This is a genomic window from Umezawaea sp. (genome assembly GCF_057122925.1).
Map to the genome: position 1 here is coordinate 1 of NZ_DBNGPQ010000031.1, position 12,426 is coordinate 12,426.

A 12,426-nucleotide genomic window follows, 5' to 3' on the forward strand; every position below is an offset into this window, starting at 1 on the left:
CCGAACGCCCGCACCATGAACCTCGCCGGCGAAGCGCTCTCCCCCGAACTCGTCCGAGAACTCCACCAACACCCCACCATCCGGACCCTGCACAACCTCTACGGGCCCAGCGAGGACACCACCTACTCCACCCACGCCACCACCGACCCGCGCCACCACCGCACCCCCATCGGCCGGCCCGTCGACGGCACCCGCGCCCACGTCCTCGACACCTCGCTGCGCCCCGTCCCCGTCGGCTCGGTGGGCGAGCTGTACCTCGAAGGCCTCGGCATCACCCGCGGCTACCACGACCGCCCCGCACTCACCGCCGAGCGCTACCTGCCCAACCCCCACGGACCAGGACGCCTCTACCGCACCGGAGACCTCGCCCGCTGGCGCACCGACGGACACCTCGACTACCTCGGCCGCACCGACAACCAGGTCAAGATCCGCGGCCACCGCATCGAACCCGGCGAGATCGAAACCGTCCTCAAAGCACACCCGACCGTCACCGACGCGGTCGTCACCGTCAAGGACGACCACCTGATCGCCCACGTCGTCGGCGAGGTCGACCTCGCCGCGCTGCGCGGCAGCCTGCCCCACCACCTCATCCCCCACCAGGTCATCACCCTCGACGCACTGCCGCTGACCCCCAACGGCAAGGTCGACCGCACCGCGCTGCCCGACCCCACCCCGGTGGCGCCGACCCGGTACGAACCACCCACGACGGCGGCCGAGAAGCTGCTCGCCGACATCTGGGCGGAACTGCTGGACCGGGGCGAGATCGGTGTGCACGACAACTTCTTCACCCTCGGCGGGCACTCGCTGCTCGCGAGCCGCATGGTCAGCCGGGTGACCAGCCGCACCGGCGGCTCGCTGGACCTGCGCCTGGTCTTCGACCACCCGACGGTGGCCGAGCTGGCCGTCCACCTCCCACCGCTGCCGGAACAGCCGCGGAGCACCACGATCCCGCGCCTCCAGCGCACCCTGGGCGGCTCCTGACGCACCGCGGCCCTCCGGCCAGGCCGGAGGGCCGCGACGTGGTGGAGCGGGCGCTACCAGGACAGGATCGCGGACGCCCAGTGCATCCCTCGACCGTTCGCGGCCAGCGCCACCAGGTCACCGGCCACCGGCTCACCGGACTCGTGCAGCGAGGCGAGGACGAACAGGTGGTCGGCCGCGCCGAAGTGGCCGTTCTGGGCGGCCCAGCACAGGTTCGTCCGCTCCACCGGCACACCGACCAGGTCCGCCTGCGCGGTCAGCACCCTCGTGTTGTCGTTGAGCAGCACCAGCCACCGCAGGTCCTCCTCGGTGACGCCTGCCCGCTTGCACGCGCGGTGCACGGCCCGCGCGGTGCGGTCGTCGATCTCCTCCGCGAAGGCGGTGCAGCGTTCGGTGTCGTAGTCGAAGTGCGCCATGACGTCCCACGCGTCGCGCACCGCGGGCACGGGCCCGCCGGGCGCGAACGGCTCGGCGGCCCCGCCGGTGTCCATCCGGAAGAAGTCCGCGTAGGCGCCGTCGGTCTCGGCGTGCGAGGCGAGCCAGCGCAGCGACCGGGCTCCGCGGACGGCGACCGCCGCGGCGGCGCCGTCGGAGAACAGCAGCGAGTGGGTGCCGAGGCGGTTCCAGTAGGCCTCGGCCGTGCGGTTCGCGGCGATCACCACCGCCGTCCGGTAGTCCGGGTGGGTGGCGAACCTGCCCGCCAGCGCGTCGAACGCGGTGACGCCGCCGACGCACCCCTGGTCGACCAGCACCGCTTCCGCGCGGCGCAGTCCGAGCCGGTGCGCGACGGCGGCAGCCGCGTCCCAGTACAGGTACTCGGCGATGTCGGTGACCGCGAGGACCAGCAGGTCCACGTCGCGGGCCTGGAGCCCGGCCGCGGCCAGCGCCGCGGTCCCGGCCTCGGCGGCGAGGTCGGTCAGCCCGACGTCGCCGCCCGCCCGGTGCACGTGGTCGTAGCCGTAGCCGAGCACCCGCTCGACGTCCTCGGTGTACTCGGCCACCACCTCCTTGACGGCGACCTTCTCCCCCTTGGCCGTGCCGAACGCGACCAACCCGTACGTCACCGCGACCTCCCTGTTCAACTGCTGACGAGCTTCTCCAGCCGGTCCGGCTTGCGCAGGCAGTCCGCGACGAAGCGCAGGAACCGCACGGCGTCGGCGCCGTTGACGACCCGGTGGTCGTAGGCGAGGCCGAGCACGACGACCGTCGTGGCCACCGGTGCGCCGTCGTCGAGGACGACCTGGCCGCGCAGCCCGCCGACGGAGACCATGCAGAGCTGCGGCCACATCACGATCGGCTGCACGAGCAGCACGTCGTCGTCGGTGTTGAGGGACACGGTGATCGCGCCACCGGTCAGCTCCGCGGCGGCGAACTCGCCGCGCCACGCCTTCATCCGGAAGTCCATCAGGTCGTCCGAGACGTCCACCAGCGACCGGCCCGCGCAGTCGCGCACGACCGGGGTGTAGAGCCCGTGGCCCGCGTCCAGGGTCACGGCGACGTCGGCGGTGTCGGTGAGGGCCACCGTGCGCTCGTCGACCAGGCTGCCGAACAGGTGCCCGAAGTCGGCGTGCGCCAGGCCGACGGCCTTCACGACGGCGTCCGCGACACCGACGTCGGCGCCGCTCTCGTCGGACAGCCGCCGCAGCCGCTCCAGCAGCGCGTCGACCCGGACCTCGATCGCGGTGAACGCGGCCGGGACCTCGCGGTGCGCGCGGGTGACCACGGCGGCCGTGCCCTGCTGGGCGCGGTCGAGCAGGTGGACGTGCGGGCGGGTCGGGGCCCGCTCGGCGTCCGGCGCCGTGCGGACGGCCTCCGTGCGGACGGCCTCCGTGCGGACGGCCTCCGGGGCCGGTCCGGGGCCGCCGATCTCGGCGAGCAGCGCGCCGAACTCCACCTCGGTCCCCGACGGCACGACGATCCGGAGCACGCCTGCGGCGTCCGCGGCGATCTCCTCGACGGCCTTCGACGTCTCCAGCTCCACCAGGGGCGTGCCGGGTTCGACGGTCGCGCCGTCCTCGACCAGCCAGTCCACCACCAGGTAGGTGGCGTCGTTGTTGTTCAGCTTCGGGGCCGTCACCGGGACACCGGACGCGGCCTCGGGCTCCACGACGACCGGTGCCGTCGTGGGCGTGGAGCGGCGCGCGCCCAGTGCGGCGGTGACCGCCTCCACGATGTGCCGCTCCCCCAGCAGCACCCGCTCCTCCAGGTGCCGGGCGGTCGGGATGATCGAGTCGGCCGACGACAGCCGCAGCACGGGCGCGGCCAGCCTGGACCACAGCCGCTCGTGCAGCACGGCGGCGACGTCCGCGCCCCACGTGCCACCGGCGGTGCTCTCCTCCGCGACGACCACGAGCCCGGCGCCCGCCACCAGGTCCAGCACCGGATCGACGTCGAGGGGGTGCAGCAGGCCGGGCACCAGCAGGTGGACCGAGATCCCCCGCGCGCGCAGCGCGTGCGCCGCGGCGACGGCTCGGTGGGCCACGCCGCCGGGGCACAGGAGCACCACGTCGGCGGGCGCGCCGTCGACCGGTGTCACGTGCGCCCAGCCGGGGGCCGCGCCGACGAGGGCGAAGCGGAGGTCGGCGTCGACCACGCCGTCGCGGTAGAGCCGCCGGGTGTAGAGGACCTTGTCCTCGAACAGCATCGACGGCCCGTGGTCCAGCGCGTGCGCGACCAGCGGGTAGGCCTCGTGGAACGGGGTGGTCTCGTACAGCGCCAGGTTGGGGATGCCGATGAAGTGCTTCTGCACGCTCTGGCTGTGCGTCGGGCCGTAGCCGCGGTTGCCGCCGACCGGGCAGCGCAGCAGCACCCGCATCGGCTTGCGCCCGCCGTACATGGTGACGGACTTCGACACGAGGTTGAGCACCTGGTCGAACATGAGCGCGGCGAAGTCGCCGAACATGGCCTCCAGCACCACCTGGTCGCCCGACAGCGCGAGACCTCCCGCCACACCGGCGATCCCGGCCTCGCTCAGCGGCGTCGACAGCACCCGGTCCGGGTGGCTCGTCGAGAGGCCCCTGGTGACCTTGAAGGCCCCGCCGTACGGGTCGACGACGTCCTCGCCGAGCAGGTACAGGTCCGCGCGCTCGTCGAAGAGCCTGTGCAGGGCCGAGTTCAGGCTCTCCACCACGCGGGGCGCGAGCTCGGTCATGGCGTGATCCCCCTGTCCGACAGCACGTCCCGCAGCGCGCGCACCGAACGGCAGGACCGCGCCTCGCGCGGGGTGAGCCGGACGCCGTACGCCTTCTCCACCCCGACCACGATCTCGACGTGCCGCAGGCTGCTCCACGCGGCCGTGGTCGCCGTGCCGGTGTCGTCGTCGACCGCGTCCACGGGCACCCGGAGCACGGTCGCCACCAGGTTGACCAGCTCGCTCATCGGACCGCTCCCGCCTCCGCCAGGTCCGCCCACGTCGAGGGCGGACGCGCCTCCACCTCGGCGACCAGCCGGTCGACCTCGGTCCTGACCCGCTCGTCGACGGCCGTGAACCGCGGGCCGAGCGCGGTGGCCAGCTCCGCGTACCAGTCGGCGGCCCGCAGGGCCTCGACCTCCTGCGCGGAACGGGTGTCGTCGCCCTTGCTGTGCGGTCCGAGCCTGCGGGTGGTGAACTGCACGACCGCGGGCCGGTGCTCGTGCCGGACCCGGTCGACGACCGGGGCCAGCTCGGCGCGGATCGCCGGGATGTCGTGCGTGGTGATCTCGGTGAAGTCCAGGCCGAACGCCCGCACGCGGTCGCCGATGGTGCCCGCCAGCTGCGCGGTGGTCGGTGTGGACTGCGCGATCCCGTTGTGCTCCACCACGACCAGCACCGGCACCCGCCACAGCGCCGCCATGTTGAGCGCCTCGTAGACCGCGCCCTCGCCCCAGGTGCCGTCGCCGATGTAGGCGGCGGCCACCCGGTTCGCGCCGGTGCGCTTGTAGTGCAGGCCCATGCCCACCGCGAGCGGCAGGCTCTGGCCCTGCACCCCGGTGGACAGGAACCCGTCCCGGTGGACGTGCTGGCTGCCGCCGACGCCGGAGCACACCGCCCCGGCCCGGCCCATGATCTCGGCCAGCATCCCCGCGGGATCGCGGAAGTGGGCGAGGTAGTGGCCGTGGCCGCGGTGGTTGCTCAGCACGAAGTCGCCGTCGAGCAGCGGCGCCAGCGCCACCGGGACGTACTCCTGACCGAGGCACGTGTGGGTCGTGCCGTTGACCTTGCCCTCGCCGAACACGCGGAGCAGCGCCAGCTCGAAGTGCCGGATGCCGACCAGCAGTTCCACGTCCCCGTCGGACAAGGCGTCCATCGTCAGGACGCCTGTCGCTTCACCATGCGGCCGATGGAGACCACGTACTCGTCGGTCGGCTGGTCGTAGCGGATGGTGTAGTCGGTCGGGTAGTAGCCGTCGAACTGCACGGCGGCGGGCTGCTTGACCGGCGCGGTGACGTCCGGCTTGGTCAGCAGGAACTTCCGGGTGGCCAGCGGCTCCAGGAAGATCTGCTTGCCGTCCCACGACCCGTGCACGAACACCTCGGTGAACTCCGGCTTGCCGGGGCCGAACTCGCGGTTCTTGTCGAGCCAGTGCAGGCCCATGCCGGGCACGGTCTTCTCGACCGGGTCGCCGGGTTCGGCGATGTAGTCGACCGCCACGTACTTCGGGTCCAGCAGCTTGTTCGCCTTCGCGGGCTGACCCTTCGGGTCGATGGTCGCCATCGCCTCGTTGGCGTCGATCGTGTAGAAGTGGAACGCGATCTGCGGCTCGCCGAACAGCTCGGCGGGCTTGCGGCCCTTGGGGTACCAGTTCACCATCGCGTTCTTCACGACGGTCGGGCCCGCCTCGTCCGGGAAGCTGACCATCCAGTGCGACGGCGCCTCGCCCTGCGGCAGGCCGTCCAGCGCCGCGGCGGTCAGCCGGATGCCCATCTCGGTGGGGTTGCCGGACTTGTCGATGGTGACGTAGGGCTTCATCATGCCGAGCCCGAGCGCCACGGTGTCGCCGAGGACCGTCATGTCCCCGTTCTCCGCGGTGCTGGCCCTGCTGGGCGCGCACCCCGCGATCCCCGCCGCGGCGGTGCCGACCGCGAGGATCATCGCGAGGCCGCGGCGTGCTCGTCTGCGTGACGTGGTCATTGACGCTGTCCCTTCCAGCTCAGTTGGTGCCGTAGACGGAGATGTGGCGCAGGTCGCCCGGCGTGTAGTCGGCCTTCTCCCAGTCGGAGTACCGCTCCAGCAGCCGCAGTCCCGCCTCGTCCGCCATCTCGTCGAGCTCGACGGCGGTGTAGTACCGGAACTTGACCGGGTAGAGCTGGATCCCGTGGGGCGTGAGCAGGACGTTCTGGATGCTGAGCACCTGCTCGTCCGGCTCGCGCATCGCCGCGCTGAGCACCACGTGGGTGACGTCGAGCAGCGACGTCGTGACGTACTGGTCGTGGGTGAAGCGGGTGTCGTCGACCTCCATCGACTCCACCACGAGACGGCCACCGGGGGCGAGCTGCTTGCGCGCGGACTGGAGGAACCGCCGCTGCGCGTCGGCGCGCAGGAGCGAGCCGAACGTGCCCTGGGCGAGGTACACCAGCGAGAACTGCCTGCCGAAGTCGACGTCGTTCATGTCGCCCACCTCGACGGTCACCTTGTCGGCGCCCGGCTTGGCCCTGAGCTGGTCGACCATCTCCTTGCTGATGTCCACGCCGTAGAGCTCGACGCCCGACTCCGCCAGGGGGATCCCGATGCGGCCGGTGCCGATGCCCGGCTCCAGCACCGGGCCGTCGCCGACGTAGCCGCGCAGGAAGCCGACGATGCCCGCGACCTCCTGGGGGTCGTCGTTGACGATGTCGAACACCGCAGCGATCGCGTTGCCGTACGACTCCGCGGAATAGTTCTGCATGATGCTGCGTCCCCTAACGTTTCGGTGGCTCTGCGTTTCCCGTACCCACGAGTGTTCGCGGGGGGACTCTCAGACCTCTCTCGACGCGTACCGCCGCGCGGGCTCGCCGCACCAGCGGCGCAGCGCCGCGTCCAGCTCGGGTCCGGCGGCCCCACCGGCCCACGCGACGTGGCCGTCGGGGCGCACCAGCACCACGGGGGGACAGCGCCTGGCGAGGGGTTCGGTCAGCCGCACCGCGTTCACCCGGTCCGCCCACGGCCCGGCCTCCGCGCCGATCAGCACGAAACGACCGTCCCGGAAGGACTCGAACAGCCGTCCGCCGGTCACCGGCCGGTCCGGCACCCGCCGCCCGACCCACGAACCCCGCCCGTCGCCGGGGTAGCGCAGGGTGAGCCCGGCGAGGTGCTCCAGGTTCATCCGCTGCAACGCCTTGACGCGCACCAGCTTCATCACCGCCCACCTGATCAGCCTGGCGCCCGCGCCGTTCGACGTCTCGAAGCGGAACGAGAGGTCGGTCTTGCGCAGCGTCTCGGCGGCGATCGGGTACCGCTCGGCCTCGTAGCTGTCGAGCAGTCCCGGCGGCGCCCAGCCCTCGATCTCGGCGCGCAGCTTCCAGCCGAGGTTGAACGCGTCCTGGATGCCGGTCTGCAACCCCTGGCCGCCCGACGGGATGTGCGTGTGCGCGGCGTCCCCCGCGAGCAGCACGCGGCCGACGCGGTAGCTCTTGGCATGCCGCTGGGAGCTGCGGAACCGGGACAGCCACACGGGGTCGTGCGGTTCCACGTCCATCCCCAGTATGGCCGTGCAGCTCTCCCGCAGGTCCTCAAGCGGGAGCGGGAGGTCCGCGGGCAGCTTCATCTTCTCGTGGTCGAAGACGATCACCCGGAACGTGTCGTCGCGGAACGGGAACACCGCGACCATGCCGCGCTTGGTGATCCGCGCGAACGCGGGCGGCGACGGCGGGTTCCCGAGCCTGCAATCGCCCATGATCACGGAGTCGTCGTAGTTCCAGCCGTCGAAGTCCACGCCGATCGCGGCGCGGACGGTGCTGTTGACCCCGTCGCAGCCCACCAGGTAGTCGGCGCGTTCGACCGCGGTCGTGCCGTCCGCGCCGCGCACGTCGACCTCGACGCCCGTGTCGTCCTGCCGGAGCCCGACGACCTCGACACCGGTGCGCAGCACGGCGCCCGCCCTCACCGCGGCGTCCTGGAGCACGCCCTCGGTGCGGTGCTGCGGGATGATGAGGCTGTAGGGGAAGCGGGTGTCGAGCAGGCCGTAGTCCAGGTAGCCCGTCTCGTCGCCGACCGGCGGGTTCGGGCACGGCCTCCCGTGCTCCAGCACCCCCTCCACCCGGCCCCGCATGTCCAGCAGCTCCATCGTCCGGGGCTCCATGGTGAACGCGCGCGACAGCTCCGCGCGCGTGCCCCGCTTCTCCAGGACGTGGCAGTCGATCCCGGCCTCGGCCAGTTCCGCGGCCAGCGCGAGGCCGGTGGGCCCCGCGCCGACGACGATCACCCGTGGCGACAACGCGATCACTCCTTAGGCTGTGGGGGTCCGGTAGTGCATCCGCATGTCCGCGGACGACTCCAGCAGGTCGGCGAGCGGGCCCGCCGCGATCACGCGGCCGTCCTTGAGCAGCAGCACCTGGTCGGCGCGCTCCAGCACCGCGGGCCGGTGGGAGACCGCGAGGCACGTGGTGGACGTCGCGAAGATGCGCCGCCACAGCTCCTGCTCGGTCTCCACGTCCAGCGCGCTGGACAGGTCGTCCATCACCAGCAGGGACGGTTCCCGCGCGAACATCCGCGCGGCGGCGGTGCGCTGGACCTGGCCGCCGGACAGCCGCACCCCGCGCACGCCGATCTCCGTCTCCAGACCGTCGTCGAGGCGCTCCAGGTCGGGGCCGAGCACGGCGGTGTGCACCGCGCGGTCGACCCGGCCGTCGTCGGGCAGGCCGAGCAGGACGTTCTCCCTGATCGTCCCGGACAGCAGCGTCGGGTTCTGCGGCGTGTACGCCACCCGCGGCGGCACCATGAAGTCGCCGGGGTCGTCGACCCGCTCGCCGTTCCAGCGGATCTCGCCGTCCTGCACGGAGTACAGGCCGAGCACGCCGCGCAGCAGCGTCGTCTTCCCGGACCCGACCTCCCCGGTCACCACCGTCACGGTGCCCGGTCTGATCGTCAGCGACACGTCGCGCACCCCGCGTCCGGAGCCGGGGAAAACGTGGGTCAGCGACCGGACCTCCAGCTCCCGCAGCGGTTCCACCACCGGGAGGGGGTCCGCCGGCGGCGGCTCCGCCTTCAGGTGCAGGGGGTGGTGGTCGACCAGCGTCATCGGCGGGGCGCCCTGGAGCAGGTCCGCCGCGCGCACGAACGACACCCCGGACTGCTGGTAGGTGCGGACCAGGTAGCCCATGAAGTACGTGTACTCGGCGACCTGCATCAGGTAGGTCGCGAAGAGCACGAAGTCGCCGGTGGTGAAGTCGCCGGACCGCATCTGGCCCGCCGCCACCAGCAGGACGAGACCGGCGCCGAGGCTCGCGGTGCTGTTGAACACCGAGTCGATCGCGAGGCTCTGCACCTTGTCGCGGATCATCGCGGTCTTGCGCACCCGGTTGTCGCCGCGCAGCCGCTCGACGACCTCGTCCTTCTTGTCCGCCGCCTTGATCGCGCGGACCGCGACCACGATCTCACCGATGGTGCCGGTGACCCGCGCCGTCGCCTCGCGGCTCTGCTCGCGGACCCGGTACGCCCGCGCCCTGGCGAACTGCGCCAGCGCCAGCACGACCGCGAGCGGCACCATGACGATGACGGTGATCGTGACGTCGACGGTGAGCAGGATGGCGAGGCCGCCGACGGCGAAGATGATGCCCGCCAGCATGTCGAAGCCCCAGCCGCCCATGAGCGCGATGGCGTCGCTGTCGTCGCGGACCGTCGAGATGCTCTCGCCGACGGTCTTCGGCATCGCCTGCGCCCCCGGCAGCTTGAACACGCGGTCGAGCAGGTTGCGCTGCACCAGGCCGCGCGCCCGCAGGTACCAGCCCGCCCAGGCGACGGTGGCGCCGATGATGGCCGTGCACCGGGCGAGCCCACCCGCGACGATGATCGCCACGACCGTCCACACGGTGGTGCCCGGCGCCGCCCGCCCCTCCAGGACGTCGAACAGCAGCTTGCCCAGCACGCCGGGCAGCAGCGGCCACAGGTGGAACACCACCCACCCGGCCGCGGCCAGCAGGTAGCGCCACGGGCTGTAGGTGATCAGCCGCCAGAGGAACGCGAGCGTCGGCGGGATCGCCGCCCTGTCCTTCGCGGCCCTGTCCTTCGTGGACCGCGCCCTCGTCGTCGTCCGGCTCATCGCAGCACCTGCCCGATGCGGTGGAGCTCGGCGAGCCGGGACCCCGGATCGCCGAGCAGGTCGGAGGTGGCGCCGCTCTCGACGACGGCGCCGCGGTCCAGCACGAGCACGCGGTCGGCGCGCAGGATGGTGTCCAGCCGGTGCGCGATGACGATCGCGGTGCGGCCCGCGAGCATCCGGTCCAGCGCACGTTCGAGCATCGCCTCGGTGACCAGGTCGAGCTTGCTCGACGGCTCGTCGAGGATGATCAGACCGGGATCCTTGAGGAACACCCTCGCGAGGGCGAGCAGCTGCGCCTGCCCCGCGGACAGGGTGCTCGGCGAGATCCGCGACGACAGCCCGTCGGGCAGCGTGGCGAGCCACGGCCGCAGCTCCAGCTCGTCCATGATCGCGAGCAGCCGGTCGTCGTCGACGGTGGTGTCGAAGAAGGTCAGGTTGTCGCGCAGGGAGGCGTCGAACACCTGGACGTCCTGCGTGACGAGCCCGACCTGGCTGCGCAGCGAGGTGAGCGTGGCCTCGCGGACGTCGACCCCGCCGAGCAGCACCCGGCCCTCGACCGGGTCGTACATCCGCGACAGCAGGTGCGCGACGGTGCTCTTGCCCGCGCCGGTGCGCCCGACCAGGCCGAGGGTCTCCCCCGGCGCCACGTCGAACGACAGACCCTCCACGACCTTCTCGCGCTCGGCCCCGTCGGTGGAGTAGCCGAACCCCACGTGCTCGAAGCGCACGGACAGCGCCCCGCGCGGCAGCGGTTCCGTGCCGTCGACCACGGTGGACCGGTGGCCGAACAGCTCGGCGATGCGGCGGATCGCGGCGCCGGCCTGCTGGAGGTTCTGCACCTGGAGGCGCAGCACCTCGATGGGCGTGGTCAGCATCGTCGCGTACGCGACGACGAGGTAGACGCCGGAGAACGAGATGGTCCCGTTGCGGTAGAAGATCCCGCCGTAGCCGAAGGCGAACGCCATGCAGGCGGTGAACACCAGCGACAGCACCACCCAGATCGCGCTGCCCCAGCCCTCGGCGCGGACCTTCACCGGCAGCCACGCCCTGAGGTGGCGGTGGAACCGCGCCAGCGCGTGACCGGTGGCGGCGGACGAGCGCAGGTCCTCGGTCGCGCGCACGGACTCGCTGACGTAGCCGAAGAACCGGGCGCTCTGCTCGCGGTCGTCCTCCCACTTGACCGTGGCGACGGCGGCGACCTTGGCCAGCCCGTACAACCCGACCAGCGTCACCGCGGCGAACGTCAGCCCGATGCGCCAGTCCAGGAACGTCAGCGCGGTCAGGATGCCGATCACCAGCAGCACGCTGCCGACGAGGTGCACGATCAGGCTGGAGAAGAACTCGGCGACCTGGTTCACGTCGCCGTCGATCCGCTCGATCAGCTCACCGGGCGAGCGCGACTCGTGGAAGCTCAGGTCGAGGTCCAGGACGTGCGCGGCGAGGTCCTCCCGTGCGGCGTTGGTCGCCGTCCACGAGACCCGCTCGCTCGCGTACGCGGCGATGACCCTGCCGACCTGCCGGAACGCGGCCACCCCGAGGAACAGCAGCGCGATGGCGACGAGCGCGCTCTCCGGGCGGCCGAGCTGGACGGACTCGATGAAGTGCGCGACGATCCGCGGCTCGGCGATCTCCAGGAGGATGGAGAGCACCAGCAGCACGATCATCACCACGACGCTCGCGCGCTGCGGCCCGAGGTAGGCGCGCAGCAGCGACAGGTGGGTGACGGGGCCCGCCCCCGGCCGCCAGGAGCGGCGGCCGGGTACCGGACCGCTCACGGCCGCCTGCGCTGCCGGAGCACGGCGTCCAGCGCGAACGAACCGGGGCCGAACACGGCGATGAGCAGGAAGATCCAGCTGAACATCGCGGCCAGCTCACCGCCGTTGGCCAGCGGCCACAGCCCGCCCATCGGGACGTGCACGACGAAGTAGGCGAACGCCATCGCACCCGAGGCGAGCACGGCGGCGGGCCTGGTGAACAGGCCGAGCAGCACGAGGACGCCGGTGACGAAGGGGATCGCCGATCCCCAGAAGTCCGGCCACGTCGGGAACGAGACCGAGCCGCCCTGGCCGTCGATGCCGCCGAAGGCGCCGAACAGGCCCATGCAGCCGTGCAGGATGAACAGGAACGACATGACCACCCGGAACCCGGCGAGCATCCGGCTCTGGGACGTGGTCGTGGTGCCGGTGACTGGCCGGACTTCGGTGGCGGTCATCGCGGTGTCCTCTCGGGT

At 72.2% G+C, this 12,426-nt stretch carries 11 protein-coding genes; 1 reads left to right on the forward strand and 10 read right to left on the reverse strand.

Annotated features, from left to right (window positions below; all coding sequences use genetic code 11):
• A partial coding sequence (locus AC156L_RS04485; protein ID WP_484406617.1) for a non-ribosomal peptide synthetase occupies positions 1-981 on the forward strand: 981 nt, incomplete at its 5' end.
• A 53-nt stretch (positions 982-1,034) separates the two neighbouring features.
• Here AC156L_RS04485 and AC156L_RS04490 read toward each other — a convergent pair.
• From AC156L_RS04490 to AC156L_RS04535, 10 genes are all read right to left on the reverse strand, one after another.
• Positions 1,035-2,045, reverse strand: a complete 1,011-nt coding sequence (locus AC156L_RS04490; protein WP_330875030.1) for a 3-oxoacyl-[acyl-carrier-protein] synthase III C-terminal domain-containing protein — start codon at positions 2,043-2,045, stop codon at positions 1,035-1,037.
• A 14-nt stretch (positions 2,046-2,059) separates the two neighbouring features.
• Complete coding sequence (locus AC156L_RS04495; RefSeq protein ID WP_330875031.1) at positions 2,060-4,132, reverse strand: 2-oxo acid dehydrogenase subunit E2; 2,073 nt, start codon at positions 4,130-4,132, stop codon at positions 2,060-2,062.
• Positions 4,129-4,359, reverse strand: a complete 231-nt coding sequence (locus AC156L_RS04500; protein ID WP_330875032.1) for an acyl carrier protein — start codon at positions 4,357-4,359, stop codon at positions 4,129-4,131. Before AC156L_RS04500 ends, AC156L_RS04495 begins: the two co-directional genes overlap by 4 nt.
• Positions 4,356-5,267, reverse strand: a complete 912-nt coding sequence (locus AC156L_RS04505) for a thiamine pyrophosphate-dependent dehydrogenase E1 component subunit alpha (RefSeq protein ID WP_330875033.1) — start codon at positions 5,265-5,267, stop codon at positions 4,356-4,358. Before AC156L_RS04505 ends, AC156L_RS04500 begins: the two co-directional genes overlap by 4 nt.
• 2 nt (positions 5,268-5,269) lie before the next feature.
• Entirely contained in the window at positions 5,270-6,091 is an 822-nt protein-coding gene (locus tag AC156L_RS04510; RefSeq protein WP_330875034.1) for a DUF5602 domain-containing protein, read from the reverse strand.
• A 19-nt stretch (positions 6,092-6,110) separates the two neighbouring features.
• Positions 6,111-6,845 carry a class I SAM-dependent methyltransferase gene (locus tag AC156L_RS04515; protein ID WP_330875035.1) on the reverse strand — a complete coding sequence of 245 codons (735 nt, stop codon included), beginning with the start codon at positions 6,843-6,845 and terminating at the stop codon, positions 6,111-6,113.
• A gap of 69 nt (positions 6,846-6,914) precedes the next feature.
• Complete coding sequence (locus AC156L_RS04520) at positions 6,915-8,372, reverse strand: FAD-dependent monooxygenase (RefSeq protein WP_330875036.1); 1,458 nt, start codon at positions 8,370-8,372, stop codon at positions 6,915-6,917.
• 12 nt (positions 8,373-8,384) lie between these two features.
• The gene (locus tag AC156L_RS04525) at positions 8,385-10,196 is read right to left on the reverse strand and encodes an ABC transporter ATP-binding protein (RefSeq protein ID WP_330875037.1); all 1,812 of its coding nucleotides are present in this window, start codon (positions 10,194-10,196) and stop codon (positions 8,385-8,387) included.
• Positions 10,193-11,971, reverse strand: a complete 1,779-nt coding sequence (locus tag AC156L_RS04530) for an ABC transporter ATP-binding protein (RefSeq protein WP_330875038.1) — start codon at positions 11,969-11,971, stop codon at positions 10,193-10,195. Before AC156L_RS04530 ends, AC156L_RS04525 begins: the two co-directional genes overlap by 4 nt.
• Positions 11,968-12,408, reverse strand: coding sequence for a DoxX family protein (locus AC156L_RS04535; RefSeq protein WP_330875039.1), 441 nt, complete (start codon positions 12,406-12,408; stop codon positions 11,968-11,970). The genes AC156L_RS04530 and AC156L_RS04535 overlap by 4 nt, the downstream gene beginning before the upstream one ends.
• Positions 12,409-12,426 lie beyond the last annotated feature (18 nt).